At 67.7% G+C, this 16583-nt stretch carries 9 protein-coding genes and 1 pseudogene; 7 read left to right on the forward strand and 3 right to left on the reverse strand.

Annotation, left to right across the window (positions count from 1 at the left end; all coding sequences use genetic code 11):
- Nucleotides 1–6 precede the first annotated feature (6 nt).
- The 7 genes and pseudogenes from AC3A6M_RS01915 (at nt 7) to AC3A6M_RS01945 (ending at nt 10359) form a co-directional block, all read left to right on the forward strand.
- Nucleotides 7–2682: a beta-glucosidase gene (locus tag AC3A6M_RS01915; RefSeq protein ID WP_487851065.1), complete on the forward strand. Its 2676-nt coding sequence runs from the start codon at nt 7–9 to the stop codon at nt 2680–2682.
- The gene (locus AC3A6M_RS01920) at nt 2672–4363 is read left to right on the forward strand and encodes a GMC oxidoreductase (RefSeq protein ID WP_487851066.1); all 1692 of its coding nucleotides are present in this window, start codon (nt 2672–2674) and stop codon (nt 4361–4363) included. The genes AC3A6M_RS01915 and AC3A6M_RS01920 overlap by 11 nt, the downstream gene beginning before the upstream one ends.
- A complete protein-coding gene (locus AC3A6M_RS01925) occupies nt 4350–4895 on the forward strand; it encodes a gluconate 2-dehydrogenase subunit 3 family protein (protein ID WP_487851067.1) in 546 nt (181 codons plus the stop codon). The genes AC3A6M_RS01920 and AC3A6M_RS01925 overlap by 14 nt, the downstream gene beginning before the upstream one ends.
- The gene (locus AC3A6M_RS01930; RefSeq protein WP_487851068.1) at nt 4892–5836 is read left to right on the forward strand and encodes a 3-keto-disaccharide hydrolase; all 945 of its coding nucleotides are present in this window, start codon (nt 4892–4894) and stop codon (nt 5834–5836) included. Before AC3A6M_RS01925 ends, AC3A6M_RS01930 begins: the two co-directional genes overlap by 4 nt.
- Nucleotides 5833–7989 (forward strand): phosphocholine-specific phospholipase C, encoded by a 2157-nt coding sequence (locus AC3A6M_RS01935; RefSeq protein ID WP_487851069.1) that lies wholly within the window; start codon nt 5833–5835, stop codon nt 7987–7989. The genes AC3A6M_RS01930 and AC3A6M_RS01935 overlap by 4 nt, the downstream gene beginning before the upstream one ends.
- A 24-nt stretch (nt 7990–8013) precedes the next feature.
- A pseudogene (locus AC3A6M_RS01940) lies at nt 8014–8817 on the forward strand (alpha/beta hydrolase); the annotation flags it as partial.
- On the forward strand, nt 8791–10359 hold the full coding sequence (locus AC3A6M_RS01945; protein WP_487851218.1) for a beta-N-acetylhexosaminidase: 1569 nt from the start codon (nt 8791–8793) through the stop codon (nt 10357–10359). The pseudogene AC3A6M_RS01940 and the gene AC3A6M_RS01945, both read left to right, overlap by 27 nt.
- A 150-nt stretch (nt 10360–10509) precedes the next feature.
- Here the strand turns inward: AC3A6M_RS01945 and AC3A6M_RS01950 are convergent, their stop codons facing one another.
- From AC3A6M_RS01950 to AC3A6M_RS01960, 3 genes are all read right to left on the reverse strand, one after another.
- Entirely contained in the window at nt 10510–12045 is a 1536-nt protein-coding gene (locus tag AC3A6M_RS01950; protein ID WP_487851070.1) for a beta-N-acetylhexosaminidase, read from the reverse strand.
- Nucleotides 12046–12058: 13 nt separating this feature from the next.
- Nucleotides 12059–13573 carry a tryptophan halogenase family protein gene (locus tag AC3A6M_RS01955; RefSeq protein ID WP_487851071.1) on the reverse strand — a complete coding sequence of 505 codons (1515 nt, stop codon included), beginning with the start codon at nt 13571–13573 and terminating at the stop codon, nt 12059–12061.
- 71 nt (nt 13574–13644) lie between these two features.
- Nucleotides 13645–16425 (reverse strand): TonB-dependent receptor, encoded by a 2781-nt coding sequence (locus AC3A6M_RS01960; RefSeq protein WP_487851072.1) that lies wholly within the window; start codon nt 16423–16425, stop codon nt 13645–13647.
- Nucleotides 16426–16583: the final 158 nt, after the last annotated feature.

Consider the following 16583-nt stretch of genomic DNA (forward strand, 5'->3'; position numbering starts at 1 on the left):
TCCGCCATGAGCACCTTGCCGAAACTGACCGTCCTCGCCGGACTGCTGCTGGCCGCCGGCCTGCATGCCGCCGAGCCGCCTGCATCGCTTGCACCGCCTGCACCGCTTGCGCCCGTCGCCAGCGCGCGCGTCCAGAAGCTGCTGTCGCAGATGTCGCGCGCCGACAAGATGGCCGTCATCCGCGGCGCCCAGGAACCGGCGCAGGCCACCCTGGGCCAGGCCGGCTGGACCGCCGGCGTGCCGCGCCTGGGCATCCCCGACCTGCGCTTTGCCGACGGCCCGCCCGGCGTGCTGGTGCGCCACGCCTCGACCGGCATGCCCGCCACCCTCTCGATGGCGGCGACCTTCAGCCCCGCCGATGCGGAGCAGACCGGCGCGATCATCGGGCGCGACGCGCGCGCGCTGGGCGTGGACGTGATCCTGCAGCCCTACCTCAACATCTACCGCGATCCGACCTTCGAGCGCGCCTACAACACCTTCGGCGAAGATCCGGTCCTGACGGGAACGCTGGGGGCACGCTTCGTGCGCGGCGCGCAGGCGCAGAACGTGATGGCCCAGGCCAAGCACTTCATCGCCTACGAGGGCGCGGCCGACGTGCAGGTGGACGGCCAGGCGCTGCGCGAGATCTACGCGGCGCCCTTCCGCGACGCCGCCCGGGCCGGCGTGGCGTCCATCATGTGCTCGTACAACAAGGTCAACGGCCTGCATGCCTGCGGCAACGCGTCGGTCCTGAACGAGGTGCTGCGCAAGGAGTCCGGCTTCCGCGGCTTCGTCACCTCGGACTGGGGTGCGACCCATGGCGCCGAGTTCATCACCAGCGGCCTCGATATGGAGCAGCCGGGCATCGGCCCCGAGGCTTTCTTCGCCATCGCGAAGGAAACCGCGGCGCCCGCCATGACGGCGGAAGACAAGGCGGACTTGCTGGAAACGCTGGCGGCCGGCGTGCCCGAGGAACACCAGTACGTCACCGCCCCGCCCGCCGCCGAGCCGGTGCCCGAGCCGGCCGGGGTGTCGAAGAACCTGGCCGCGGCCTTCGCCAAGGGCAGCGTCACCGACGCCGACCTCGATCGCGCCGCCGGCCGCGTGCTGGCGCAAATGGAGGCCTTCGGCTGGCTCGACCGGGCGCCGAACCACGCCGTCCAGGACCAGGAGGTCGAGGACAACGCCAAGGCCATCCAGCGCCTGGCCGAGCGCGGCGCGGTCCTGCTCAAGAACGACGGCGTGCTGCCGCTCAAGCCGGCGGACCTCGATTCGCTGGCCCTGATCGGCCCCGGCGCCCAGCAGACCTTCGCCATCGTCGCCGGCGAAGAGCAATCCTTCGGCCGCGCCGAGCGCCAGGTCGGCGCCTGGCACGCCTTGCGCAGCATGGGCGCCGGCGCCGGGCTGCGCCTGGCCGTGGCCGACGACATGACCGGCGCGCCGATCCCGCAACAGGCCTTCAGCGGCCTGGCCCGCATCGAGGGCAACGCGCGCACGGCGGCCACCGACATCGACCACACGCTGCGTTCGGGTAAGGCGCTGCCGGCCGGCGCCAGCGCCAGATGGGAAGGCACGCTCGACGTGGAGCTTGGGGGCGACTACGACATCGACCTGCAGCTGCTCGGCGCGACCGGCAGGTTTTCGATCGACGGGCGCAAGGTCGGCAATATGGGCTGGTGGGGCGGCCACGGCGACATCGTGTTCGCCAACCGCGACAACGTGGTGCCGACCACCGATGGGCTGGACAACGTACGCCGCCTCGTCAGGCTGGGTCCCGGCCCGCACCGGATCGAAGTCGAAGCGACTGCCGACAGCAGCGGCGCGCCGGTGCAGGTGCGCCTGGCCTGGGTGACGCCGCAAATGAAGAAGGCGGCCTTCGACGTCGCGGTCGACGCCGCGCGCCACGCCAAGACCGCAGTGGTCTTCGCATGGAGCCGCAACCGCCCGGCCTTCGGCCTGCCGGGCGAGCAGGACCGCCTGATCGAGGCGGTGGCCGCGGTCAATCCGAATACGGTGGTGGTCCTGAATACCGGCCAGGCCGTGGCCATGCCCTGGCTGGGCAAGGTGCGCGCGGTGCTCGAGATGTGGTACACCGGCGACGAAGGCGGCTGGGCCGCCGCGAACCTGCTGACCGGCCGCGCCAACCCGGCCGGCCGCCTGCCGATCACCTGGCCGCGCCATCTTGCGGACGGACCGGCGAACGACCCGGCGCATCCCGAGCGTTCCTCGAAGGGCGTGGCCGGCAAGACCGTCTACGGCGAAGGCATCTACGTCGGCTACCGCTGGTACGACCACCAGCGCATCGCGCCGCTGTTCCCGTTCGGCTTCGGCCTGTCGTACACCAGCTTCCGCTATTCCGGGCTCAAGGTCGCCCGCGCGGCCGATGGCGGTCTCGATGCGAGCGTGGTGGTGAAGAATACCGGCCGGCGCGACGGTGACGAAGTGGTCCAGCTGTACCTGGGCGCGCCGCGCCCGGCGCCCGCGGGCGCGGCGTTTGCGGAACGCGCCCTCGCCTCCTTCGACCGGATCACGCTCGCCGCCGGCGAACAGCGCCGCGTGCGGCTGCACGTTCCACCCGAGCGCCTGCGCTACTGGTCGAACCGCGACCAGTCGTGGATTGACGCGATCGATGGCCGTACCGTGTACGTCGGCCGCTCCTCGCGCGACCTGCCGCTCTCGACAAGGATCAGCCATGAACATTAATACGGAATACGACGCCATCGTCATCGGCAGCGGCATCAGCGGCGGATGGGCGGCCAAGGAGCTGTGCGAAAAGGGCATGAAGACCCTGGTGCTGGAACGTGGGCGCGAGGTCAGGCATGTCGCCGACTATCCGACCATGAGCAACCCGTCCTGGGACTTCAAGCTGCGCGGCGACATCAGCCGCAAGGAGCGGGAAGACAACCCGCTCATCTCGAAGGCCGCCGGGTACGACGCCACCACCGCGCATTTCTTCGTGAAGGATGCGGACCATCCCTACATCCAGGAGAAGCCCTTCGAATGGATCCGCGGCTACCAGGTCGGCGGCAAATCGCTGACTTGGGGACGGGCCTGCGGGCGCTGGGCCGACAGCGACTTCACGGCGCCGGAGCGCGACGGCTACGGCATGGCCTGGCCGATCTCCTATGCCGACATCGCGCCGTGGTACAGCCACGTCGAGAAGTTCGTCGGCATCAGCGGCAGCAAGGAAGGCATAGCCAGCATGCCCGACGGCGAATTCCTGCCGGCGTATGAACTCAATTGCGTCGAGCAGCACCTGCGCAGCGTGATCGCCGAGAAATTTGGCCGCCATTACGTGCCCGGCCGCTGGGCGCACCTGACCGAACCGCAGCCGGTGCACCTCGAGCAGGGCCGCGGGCAATGCCAGAACCGCAACCTGTGCATGCGCGGCTGCCCGTTCGGCGGCTATTTCAGCTCCAACAGCAGCACCCTGCCCGCGGCCGCCCGCACCGGCAATCTCACCATCCGGCCGCACTCGGTGGTCCATTCGATCGTCTACGACGACAAGGCAGGCCGGGCCAGCGGCGTCAAGGTGATCGATGCGCAAACCAGGGAAACCCACGTGTTCAAGGCGAAGATCATCTTCGTCAACGCCTCGGCCCTGAACACCAACCTGATCCTGCTGAATTCGAAGTCGGCACGCTTCCCGAACGGACTCGGTAACGACAACGGCCTGCTCGGCAAGTACATCGCCTTCCAGAATTACCGGGCCGGCATGAGCGGCGAGATCGACGGCTTCGAAGACCAGTACTACGAAGTGCGCAAGCCGTCCGAATGCATCATCCCGAACTTCCGCAACGTGCACCGCCAGGACACCGATTTCGTCGGCGGCTACGTGATCTTTTCCGGCGCCAGCCGCCAGGGCTGGGGCGATCGCGATATCGATCCGGGCGTCGGCCCGGAATTCAAGAAAGCGGTCAGCCAGCCCGGCAAATGGACGGCCTATATGTACATGCAGGGCGAAACGATCCCGAAGGCCAGCAACCATGTGCGCCTGAGCTCCGACAAGACCGACCAGTGGGGCATCCCGCTGCTGATCACCTCGGTCGGCTACGACGACAACGACGACCGGATGGTGAAGGACTTCCTCACCGAAGGCCGCAGGATGATGGAAGCCGCGGGCTTCAGGAACATCCAGGCCACCGACAACCACCAGGCGCCGGGGCTGGACATCCACGAAATGGGCGGCGTGCGCATGGGCCGGGATCCGAAGACTTCGCTGCTCAACGAACACAACCAGCTGCACCTGTGTCCGAACGTGTACGTGACCGATGGCGCCTGCATGACCAGCACCGGCAACCAGAGCCCGTCGATCCTCTACATGGCGCTGACCGCGCGCGCCGTCGACCACGCGGTGAAAGGAATGCGCCATGCAGCGCCGTGAACTGCTCAAGCTGATCGCCGCCGCCACCGGCTGCGCGCTGGTGGGCGCACAAGGGGCGCTGGCCGCGCCGGCTATGCGCCCGTCGTTCCCGGCACGCGACCGCGCCATGCTCGACGAGATCGCCGAGACCATCCTCCCGCGTACCGACACGCCCGGGGCGAAGGATGCCGCCGTCGGCGCCTTCATCGTGCGCTACGCGCTGGCCTGCTACGACCCGGCGCAGCTGCGCATCCTGCAGCAAGGCATCGGGACCCTCGATGGCCTGATGCGCGCGAAGACCGGCGCCGGTTTCCTGCACGCCTCGAAGGCACAGCGGCAGGCGCTGCTGACCGACGTCGACCTGCAGGCGCGCCGGCAGGCGAAGGAGGCGGGCCAGCCGGCTCCCCATTACTTCACCCTGATGAAGCAACTGACCCTGCTCGGCTTCTTTACATCAAGGCCCGGCAGCACGCGGGTGCTGCGCTACCGGCCGGTTCCCGGCAAATACAAGGGCTGCGTGCCCTACAGGAAGGGAGAAACCTCATGGGCATGACGATTCCACGCGCGCTGGCGCTGCTGGCCATGGCGCCGCTTGCGGCGTGCGCCGCCACGCCGCTCCAGGACTACCTCGGCCGCTGGGACGTCACCCTGCAGACGCCCGAGCGTGCCTGGTCTTCCTGGCTCGAGGTCCGCGAAGAGCACGGCCAGCCGCGCGTGCGCATGGTGGGCCGCTGGGGCCACGCGCGCTGGCTGCCGCAAGCCTCCATCGCCGATGGCCATTTGCGCTTCGTCTCGCCGAAGGAAGAGGAAGGACGCACGGACAGCGACATGATCTTCGATGGCGTGCGCGCCGGCGAGGAACTGCAGGGCACGACCACGGGGCCGGACGGCGCCACCTGGACCTGGCGCGCGACCCGCGCGCCAAAGCTGGCGGCAACCAGGCAGCCTCGGTGGGGCGCACCGGTCAGGCTGTTCGACGGCAAGGACCTGGGCGCCTGGACGCCGCTCGACGCTGCCGCCGCCAAGCAGTGGCGGGTCGCCGGCGGCATCCTGGTCAGCCCGGGAGGCGGCACCGACCTGCGCAGCATCGCCACATTCGGCGACTTCAAGCTGCACCTGGAATTCAACGCTGCACCGGGCGCGAACAGCGGGGTCTACCTGCGCGGGCGCTACGAGCTGCAGATCGAGAACGACCGCCAGCCCGAGGCGCCGAACATGCGCACCGCCGGCATCTACGGCTTCCTCGCCCCGACGCCCGCCGCGCCGCGCACGCCGGGCGTGTGGCAGAGCTACGACGTGACGCTGGTCGGACGCTACGTGACCGTCCGCTTGAACGGCAAGACCGTGATCGACCATCAAGAAATCCCGGGCATCACCGGCGGCGCGCTCGACAGCCGCGAGGGCGAGGACGGGCCGCTGGTCCTGCAGGGCAGCGAGGACGGCCAGGTCAGCTACCGGAACATCGTCATCACGCCCGCGTTGAAACACCAATGACGTCAAGTACACGGCGGCGTTTCCTGCGCGCGAGTGCGGCCGCGGCGGCCGCGGGGCTGGCCAGTTCGGCCCTCCCCGCGAGCATCGCGCGCGCGCTCGCGATCCCGGCCGCGCGCGTCACCGGCACCATCGCGGACGTCGAACACGTGGTCATCCTGATGCAGGAGAACCGCTCCTTCGATCACTACTTCGGCACGCTGGCCGGGGTGCGCGGCTTCGGCGATCCGCGCCCGATCACGCTGAGGAACGGCAAACCGGTGTGGTACCAGCCCAGCGACGGCGACGGCCATGTGCTGCCCTTCGCCCTGCGCGGCGGCGGCGATGCCGAGAACCGCGCGCAATGCGTCGAGACCGACCTGCCGCATGCCTGGAAGGGCAGCCAGCGGACCTGGGCCTTCCACGACGCCTGGGTCCACAAGAAGCAGCACAGCTCGATGGGCTACCTGACCCGCCAGGACATCCCCTTCTATTACGCGCTGGCCGACGCCTTCACCATCGGCGATGCCTACCACGCCTCGCTGTTCGGGCCCACCAATCCGAACCGGATGTTCCTGTTCACTGGCACCAACGGCCTGTCGGTGAACCAGGACGGCTTCCATGCGCTGGAAAACGTGGACGACCTGAACTACCTGTCGCCGATGGCGCGCGACCAGGCCGGCTGGGTCTCGCCCTACACCTGGACCACCTATGCCGAGCGCCTCTCGGCCCACGATATCAGCTGGAAGGTCTACCAGGAATACGACAACTACGGCTGCAACGCGCTGGCCTACTTCCCGCAGTTCCGCAATCTCGACCTGAGCGACCCGGCCCAGCGCGAGCGCTACCGCCGCGCGCGCGCCTATGCGGGCGAGACCGGCGCGCTCGACGCCGCCGGCCTGCCCCTGAACACCAATCCGCCCGATGCCCAGGCGCTGGTCGACCGGATCGCCCGCGACGCGCAAAGCGGCGAGCTGCCGGCCGTGTCGTGGATCGTGTCGCCGACGAAGTTCTGCGAGCATCCCGACACCAATCCGCCCGGCTACGGCGAGTCGCTGGTCGCGCGCGTGCTGGACGCGCTCACCGCGAATCCGGCCGTGTGGGCCAGGACGGCCCTGATCATCTGCTACGACGAGGAAGGGGGCTTCTTCGATCACGTGCCGCCGCCGGTGCCGCCCGCCTCGCGCAGCGAAGGGTATAGCGGCGTCTCGACCGCGGGCGAGATCAGCGGCGGCGAACCGCTCGGACTCGGCGCGCGCGTGCCGCTGCTGGTGGTGTCGCCGTGGACGCGCGGCGGCTGGGTATGCTCCGAAGTGTTCGACCACACCTCGATCCTGCGCTTCCTCGAGCGGCGCTTCGGCGTCGCCGAGCCGAACATCTCGGCGTGGCGCCGCGCCGTCTGCGGCGACCTGACGTCGATGTTCGACTTCGCCAATCCGGATCCGGCCCCCCCGGGTGGCCTGTCCGCCAGCGGCCACCGTGCCTGGCTCGACCGCGCCGACCTGCTCTGCCGCAACCGCAAGCCCGTGCCGCTGCCGCTCGCGCAAAGCCTGCCGGCCCAGGAAGGCGCCGCCAACGGCAAGGGCACGCGTCCGGCGCGCGCCCTGCCCTACAGGCTGGCGGCCGATGGCGTGTGCGAGGGCGACAGCTTCAGGATCCGCTTCGCCAACAGCGGCAAGGCGGGCGCCGTGTTCACCGTCTATTCGCTGCGCCATAACGGCGGCCCCTGGTACTACACGCTGCCGCCGGGGGACGCCTTTACCGAAGCGTGGGCCCTGCGCGGATTCCAGGACCGGCAATACGACCTGCGCGTGTACGGGCCGAACGGCTTCCTGCGCGTGTTCCGTGGCGGCGCGGACAGCCGCGCCGAAGCCGGCGTGGAGCTTGCGCCGGCGCGCAAGGAACTGGCGCTGCGGCTGGAAAACGGCTTCGACCGCGCCTGCGCCTTCCGCATCCGGGACCGCGCCTACGGTGCGGGCGAAGCCGCGGTCACGCTCGTGGCCGGCGAACGGATCACGCTGCCCTGGCCCACCGCCGCCAGCCATGGCTGGTACGACCTGGAGATCACGGTCGACCGGGACCCCGTATTTTCCAGGCGCCTGTGCGGCCATCTCGAGGACGGGCTGCCGAGCCGCAGCGATCCGGCCTTCGGCGCCGCGCGCGAACAGGCTGTTTGACTTGAGAGGACGTGAATGAAGCACATGTTGAAAGCAGGCGTCCTGGCGTGCGCGCTGGCGATGCTGGCGCCGGCCCGGGCCTTCGAGACGATCCGGCTGCCGATTCCCAGCCCGTCGATGCAGAAGGCGCCGAACGGCACGGTGATCCTGCCCGACGCCTACCGCAAGGGCGAAAGCCGGTTCCCGACGCTCTACCTGCTGCACGGCTGGGCGGGCAACGACACCGACTGGGCGTCGAAGAGCAGGATCGGCGAACTGGCCGACGCCTACGGCATGATCGTCGTCATGCCCGATGGCGGCCATGACAAATGGTATGTGGACAGCCCGGCGCGGCCCGGGGACAGGTACGAGACCTATGTGGGCGAGGAAGTCGTGCGCTTCGTCGACGCGCGCTTTCGCACCCTGGCGCACAGGAAGGCACGCGCGATCACCGGCCTGAGCATGGGCGGCTTCGGCGCGCTGCACATCGCCCTCGGCCATGCCGGCACCTTCGGCGCCGCCGGCAGCATCAGCGGCGGCGTCGATCCGCGCCCTTTCGCGGACAAGTGGAACCTCGCTGGCGCATTCGGCGATCCGGCCGCGAACAGCGGCTACTGGAACGACCAGGCCATCGTCAACAACGCGCAGCGCTTCAGCGCCGGCGATATCGCGCTGGCGATCGATTGCGGGGTCGACGATTTCTTCGCGCCGGCGAACCGGGCGCTGCACCAGCGCCTGCTCGAACTGAAGGTGCCTCACGACTACACCGAACGTCCGGGCGGGCATACCTGGGACTACTGGGCCAATGCCATCCAATACCAGGTGCTCTACTTTTCCGGCAAGTTCAAGGAAAAGACGCCCGCGCCCGCTGGCATCGCGCCGACGGCGCTGGTGCCGCAGCCGCAGTCGCTGACGCTGGCGGCGGGCCAGGCGCCGTTCGCGCTGGACCAGGGCGTGCAGGTGGTCGCACCCGCCGCCCTGTCGCAGCCGGCGGGCTTGCTGGCCGCGTCACTGGGCCTGCGTGTGCGAGCAAGGGGCCGGGGGCGCCAGATCCGCTTCGTGCAGGCCCCGATGGACGGCGCCAGGGCCGGCGCCTACCGCCTGCAAGTGCGCGCATCGGCGATCACGATCCACGCCGCCGATCCCGCGGGCGCCTTCAACGGCGCGCAGACCCTGCTGCAGATGCTGCCGCCCGGCGAGGCCGCGCGCCGCACCGGCGGCAATCCGGCGGTCGCGGTGCCGGCCCTGGACATCAGCGACGCCCCGCGCTTCGCCTGGCGCGGCCTGACGCTGGACATGGCGCGCCACTTCTTCGGCGTGGCAACGATCAAGCGCGTGATCGACAGCATGGCGGCCTACAAGCTCAACGTCCTGCACCTGCACCTGACGGACGACAACGGCTGGCGCATCCCGATCCGTGGCTATCCGAAGCTGGCGACGGTGGGCGCGCGCGGCAACATGAGCAATCCGGACGGCCCGGCGCAGTTCTATTCCGCCGACGATATCGCGGCCATCGTCCGCTACGCGGCCGAGCGCCAGATCGAGGTGGTGCCGGAAATCGAGATGCCGGGCCATGCCGGCGCCGCCGCGCGCGCCTATCCGGAATTCTTCGATGGCGGCCACACCTTCAACCCCGCGCATCCCGGCACCTATCGCTTCATCGACGATGTGTTGGCGGAGGTGGCCCGGCTGTTCCCTGGCCGCGTGCTCCACTTCGGCGGCGACGAGGTCGATGCCAACGACACCGGCTGGAGCCGGATGCCGGACGTGGTGGCGATGGCGCGCGAACTCGCCCCGTCGTCGAAGGAACCCGACTTCAAGGCGGTCGAAGCCGAATTCGCGCGGCGCGTCGCGCAGCTGATCCGCAAGCATGGCCGCACGCCCATGGGCTGGGACGAGGTCGTCCCCGCCGGGCTGGATGCCGGCACGCTGGTGCAGTGGTGGCGCATGGACAAGCCCGAGGTGCTGCGCGCGGCGCTCGAGCGCGGGCAGCAGGTCGTGCTGTCGCCGGCCGACCGGATGTACCTCGATTATCCGCAGGGCCCGGGCGAGCCGGGCGCGCCCTGGGGCGGCAATCTCGGCGGCCCGATGTCGGTGGAGAAGATCGCGGCCTGGGAACCGATGCCGGCGGGTCTCGACGCGCAACAGCCGGGCCGCATCGTCGGCGTCGAAGCGGCCTTGTGGACCGAACTGGTACGCAGCGAATCCTATTTCGAATTCATGCTCTACCCGCGCCTGGCGGCGGTGGCCGAAGTGGCGTGGCGCATGCAGCCCCGCGCCACGCCGGAAGCCTTCGCCGAACGCGTGGCGCCGCACGTGGCCCGCTGGCGCGCGCTCGGCCGCACCGTGCGCGGCGGGCCATGGGATGCGTCCGGGTACATGACGCATTAAGCCCGGCACCGCGCCGTAAGCGTGAACACGTCGTTCCCGCGCAGGCGGGAACCGAAGTTCCGCTTGTCCTGTCGAAGCGCCGAGGAAATTGGGTCCCCGCCTGCGCGGGGACGACGTCCTTAGACGACCGACATTAGCACCACGCCAGCTTCAATGCACCATATACTTCGATGCGTCGTCCGGCCCATGCCGCGAGTTGATGCCGGCCGCGTCGAGCTGTTCGATCTGCGGCTTCAGGCGCGCTTCGAATTTCTCCAGGTCGCGCTTGCCGGCCGGCGACCAGGCGACTTCCGCAAACCCCATCATGCGCGGGTACAGCATGAACTGCAGGAAGCTCTCGGTGCGGGTGAATTCGGTCCACATGGCGGCTTCCACGCCGCGCACGTGGGCGCGGTCGGCCGGCGAATAGTCCGCCGGAACCGGCTCCCATGCCAGCACCTTGGCCAGCGAGGTCGGGCCGTTGTCGTTGCCCTCCCACGGCGCGCCCGGCTCGCCCAGGCCCTGCGGATAATCGAAGTACACCTGGTCCACCGGCGACAGCACCACGTCGTAGCCGCCTCTTACGGCCTGGTCGCGCGCCTCCGGATGGGCCTTGCGCCACCACTGGACGATCGTGCCCTTGTCGACGCCGGCGCTGAAGGCCTCGTCCCATGCCATGGGCGTGCGGCCCAGGCCGCGGATGATGTCGGCCACGCGGCGGTCGAAATACCCCTCGACGGCGTGCAGGTCCTTCGCGCCCAGTTGCCGGCGCAGGGCCTGGATGTCCGGCAGCTTGTCCCAGTTGTTCCCCAGCGCCAGCTCGTCGCCGCCGAAATGCATTACCGGCGACGGGAACAGGCGGGCCACTTCCGCGAACACGGCCTGGATGAAGCGGTAGCTTTCCGGATTGGCCGGGTTGATGCTGCCGCCGCCATCGAAGAACTCGGGGTAGGCGCGCGCCGAGGTGCCGGCATGGCCGGGCATCTCGACCGTGGGCACGATCGTGATATGGCGCTCGGCGGCATAGGCGACCAGGGCCTTGATGTCGTCGGCGGTATAGAACTCGCCGTTCTGGTTTTCCGTCAGCTTCGGATAGGCCGGGATGGCCACGCGCCAGCCGCTGTGGTCGGTCAGGTGCAGGTGCAGGACGTTCAGCTTGTAGTAGGCCATCTGGTCCATGACCGCCATCAGCGTCGATGTCGGGAAGAAGCGGTTGGCCACGTCCACCAGCAGGCCGCGCCAGGCGAAGCGCGGCGCGTCAAGGATCTCCAGCGCGGGCAGCGGCGCGCCCTTCGCGGCCAGCGCGAGCTGGCGCAGGCTCTGGGCACCGTAGAACAGGCCGGCGCTGTCGGCCGCGCGGATGCGGATCCGTTCCGGCGTGAGCGACAAGGTATAGCCTTCGGGACGGATGCCCGCCGCGGCCGGCACGATCTCCAGTTCGATCGCCCGGCCCTTGCCGGCGCCGAGCGGGAGATGCATGGCCGCCGCCAGCTGGGCCGCCGTCGCGGCGGCAGCGCCGCGGCCGACGACCGGCGTATCGCGGGTCAGCACGAACACGCCCTGGCCGGCGGTGGCGTGCGCGGGCTGCGGGATGACCGCGTCGGCGCCGGCAAGCGTGGGGGCGGCCTGGGCCGCGATGGCGACGGCGGACGCCATCAGGCAGGCCACCGCCAGGCGCAGGAGCCTGGTTTTTTTTTCGATCAGCATGGTCGTTTCTTTCTCAGCGTTCGGCGGGGGCGGCGCAATACTGGCGGATGAGGTCGGCGTGGGTCGGCATGAAGTCGACGCATTTCTGGACCACCCGTTCGACGTCCCCCAGGAACTCGGCCACCTCGCTGGCCGGACGGACGTCGGCAAACGGGTGATGGCCATTGGCCCGGATGCGCTGGCCATGCATCACTTGCAGCCAGCTGACGTCGCCGAACAGGTCCTTGTCGGCATGGGTCAGGCGGCCATTGCTGCGGTAGAGGTCGAGCTTGTGCTGCAAGGTGTCCGGGATTTCCATGTTGCGGCAGTAGTTCCAGAACGGCGAATCGTCGCGCTGCGTGGCCTTGTAATGCAGGATGATGAAGTCGCGGATGCGTTCGTACTCGTTCTGCGCCTGGGCATTGGCTTCGTCGATGTCGGCCTGGTCGAAGCCTGCGCGGGGGAACATCGTCAACAGGCGCAGGATGCCGGTCTGGACCAGGTGGATATTGGTCGATTCGATGGGTTCGAAGAATCCGGCGGCAAGTCCGATCGCCACGCAGTTCTTGTTCCAGATTTTCTTGCGCCGCCCGGACACATAGGAGATGTGACGCGGCTCGGCCAGCTGGCGTCCGTCCAGGTGATTCAGCAGGATCGACGTCGCCTCGTCCTGGTTCATGAATCCGCTGCAGTAGACATGGCCGTTGCCGATCCGGTGCTGCAGCGGAATCCGCCATTGCCAGCCGGCCGAATGGGCGGTGGCGCGCGTCATCGGAATCAGGGGCTCGACCGAGGTGCAGGGCACCGCGATCGCCCGGTCGCAGGGCAGCCAGTGCGACCAGTCCTCGTAGCCGGTCTTGAGAGTCTGCTCGATCAGCAGGCCGCGCAGGCCGGAGCAGTCGATGAACAGGTCGCCGCCGACCTGTTCTCCGCTTTCCAGGACGACGGATTCGATGAAGCCGTCGGCGGGACGTTGCAGCACCTGCACGATCTTGCCCTCGATGCGCTTCACGCCCCCCTGCTCGGCCAGCTTGCGCAGGTAGCGGGCATACAGGCTGGCATCGAAATGGTAGGCCTGCACGATCTCGCTCAGCGGGGAACCGGCCATGTCGCTTGGTGCGCGCATGTATTTGGCCTGTTGCGCCGCCGCCGTATTGATCGAAAATTTGCCGAGGTCGGCGGCCTGGCCTTCCTGCAGCTGGCGCAGCCAGAAATGGTGGAAGGGCAAACCGTCCAGGTCGGGACCGAGTTTGCCGAAGCCGTGCACGTAACGGTCGCCGATGGCGCCCCAGTTGACGAACTCGACGCCCAGCTTGAACGTGCCCTGGGTGGCCCGCATGAACTCGGCTTCGTCGATACGGAGGATGGAATTGAAGGTGGCCAGGTGAGGAATGCTGGCCTCGCCGACTCCGATGATGCCGATGTCGTCGGATTCGACCAGCCGGATACGGTAGTCGCCCTTCAGGATGCGCGCCATGGCCGCGGCGGTCATCCAGCCCGCGGTGCCGCCGCCGACGATCACGATGTCCCGGATGTTTTTGTTTTGCATCTGCGTCTCTGAATTTTTGGATAAAAAAAACCCCTGCCTGGATGCCGGCAGGGGTTGGGGTCAAGCCTGGATCAGAACTTGTAGTTGGCGCCCAGCAGGAACTGGCGGCCGTAGGTGTTGTACTTCCATGGCAGCAGTCCTTTGCCGTTGCCGCCCACCTCGGGTCCTGCGGTCTGCACCGACGGCTCGTCGGTGACGTTGTTGACCTGCAGCAGGATCGACAGGCCCTTGTACGCGCCCTGCTCGAACGAATAACCGAGCTGGAAGTCGTACTGGGTCTCGGCGGCGATATGCGAGGAATATTCCGTGGCCAGCAGCAGGCCGTGGGTCGAGGCGGTGAAGGCCGAACGGTAACGGCGGCTGACCCTGGTCGAGAAGCCGTTCTTCTCGTAGTACGCGGTCAGACTGTTGACGACGCCCGAGAAACCATCCAGGTTGATCTTGTTGCCGTTGTTATCGTTCGGCAGGCTGTTCCGGGTGCCGGAGACGCTGGCGACGACGCCGTAGCCGGACAGCGCGGGGCTCACGAGCCCGCCGTCGAGCGATGCGCTCAGCTCCATGCCCCACACCTTGCCACCTTCGCCATTCGCCATGGTCGAAATCGTGCCCAGGTTCGGGTCGCAGGACTGGTTCGACACAGGGCAGCCCGGGGTCAGGTCCGAATAGTTCGGGAAGCCGCTGAAGTCACGCACCGTGGTCTGGTTGTAGATGAAGCTTTTCATCTTCTTGTAGAAGGTGGCGGCCGAAATATAGCTGCGCGTGCCGAAATACTTTTCCAGCGAGAAGTCGAAGGCATTGGCGCGCCACGGCTGCAGGTCCGGTTTGCCGCCTCCGTTGGCCCCCCACAGGCCGATATTCGAGCCGAGCGTCACGGCGGTCAGCTTGGGCTGGTCGGCGCCGGCACGCATGTCATCCATGCGCGGGCGGGCCATCGTCTTGGCCACGCCGACACGGGCGTACAGGTCCGACACCAGTTCGAAATTCAGGTTCAGGCTGGGCAGGTAGTCGTTGTAGGTCGCGCCGCCGGTGACCGGGATCACGCTGCCGGCAGACGGTGCGCCAGGCGATCCGCCGCCGTCGTTCCAGGCAAAGCCATTCGAGATCTGCTGGGAATGCACGGCCTGCACGCCGACGTTGCCGCGCACGGGAACGCTGCCAACGCTGCTGTCGATATCCAGCTTGACGTAGGCAGTCGAGATTTTTTCATGGATACCATAGTGCTGGTCCTTGGCGTTCCACGGATTCTTGGGGGTGGCGGTGTACAGTCCGAGGACGCTCGGCACATCCCAGGCCAGAATATCGTTATGGATATTGCCCATGCTGATGTGGGTGTTGCCGGCCAGGGCGCCAGCCGGGATCGGCATGCTGTCCGTTGGCAGCGTCAGCTGGTATTCCTGGTTGTTGACCAGCTTGTCGCGGCGGGTCTGGTTCGCGCCGAAGTGCAGCTTGCTGAAGATGGTGCTGTCCAGCGTGCGTTCGAAGCTCAGGCGCAGGGACTTGATCTGGTCGGTATAGCTCGGGGTGACCAGCTGCGCCCAGCTCGGGCTGTTGGTCAGCATCAGGTTGGCCGGATTGGTCAGGTCCTGGTTGGTCGACCAGCCCGGGTTGGTGTCGTTGTCCAGTCCGGAGAAATTAAAGGTCGCGCTGCCGGGTACACCGGTGGCGATCGACTCGATCAGGCGCTCATGCCGCTTGGCCTTCGACAGGCCCAGGTCCAGGGTGGCGGTCCATTTCGAGTCCAGCTTGAGTTCGCTCTTCCAGCCGCCCGAACGGATATCGTCGGTACGGTTGAAATTCTTGTCGTCGATGATATTGGTGCCGTTGGCCACCGTGCCGCTCGCCACCACGGTATTGCCGTTCGCGGTGGTCGTGCCGACGTTCGAATAGGCCGATGCCGGGCTGCCCCACAGTCCCAGGTCGCCGGTCCACTGGTTGGTGATGCGGTCCTGGGTGAACTTGGAGTAGTACAGGTCCACCGCGGTGCGGAAGGTCTTGCTGGGGCGGTATTCCAGCACGCTCATCAAGCCATCGCGCACCTGCTTGCTGGAGACGTTACTCGCGGTGAAGCCCTGCGACGCGACGGCGCCGGCCGGGATACCGGTCGCGCCGGCGCCCCACTCTCCGACGTAGTCGCCATACTTCCAGGCTTCGTAATTCTTGGCCTGGCCAGGCGAATCGAGGTGGGCAAAGCCGATCGAGAAGCCGACCGTATTGTCCATGAACTGGTTGATGTAGGAAGCGCTGACGCGGTTGCCCCAGCCGCCGTTGCCATTGGCGTTCAGCTTGCCATAGGAATTTTTCTCACCACGCACGTTGATCGCCATTTGACGGCCGCGGAAATCCAGCGGCATGGCGGGACGGATATCGATCGTGCCCGACAGCCCCTGGCCGACCAGCGTCGCATCCGGGGTCTTGTAGACCAGCACCTGGTTCACCAGCTCGGACGGGAACTGGTCGTACTCGGCGGCACGGCCGTCGCCGGAGCTGACCACTTCACGGCCATTGATCACCGAACCGGCATAGTCCGGGCCCAGGCCGCGGATCGAGATGGCCGACGGGCGGCCGTCGATACGCTGCGCCGCCAGGCCCGGCAGGCGGGCGATCGAGTCGGCGATACTGGAATCGGGCAGCTTGCCGAGGTCTTCCGCCGACACCGCTTCGATGATCAGGTTGGAATTCTTCTTGGCGGTGATCGCGCTTTCAATACCTTTGCGGATACCCGTCACCACGACCACCTGCGGGTCGGCGGCTTCCTGCGCAAAGGCGGCGCCGGAAATCAGGACCAGCGTCGCCGCTGCAATTGGCCTGATCTGGAAACGCTGGGAGGACTTGGGGGTCGCTGTGTTCTTCATGTGATGCAGCCTTCCTTTTTGGATAGGTTTAATTGTTTTGAAAAGGTCTCGTGAGACTGCCCTTGTCTCCAAATTGGAATCGTTCCCACAGCCTTATTGCCGATAGTGCTGCGACTGCTGTTTTTTGTCAATTGTTTTGTTATTACAACGGCGTCTGG

The organism is Telluria sp. Soil_C_11, from assembly GCF_057657395.1.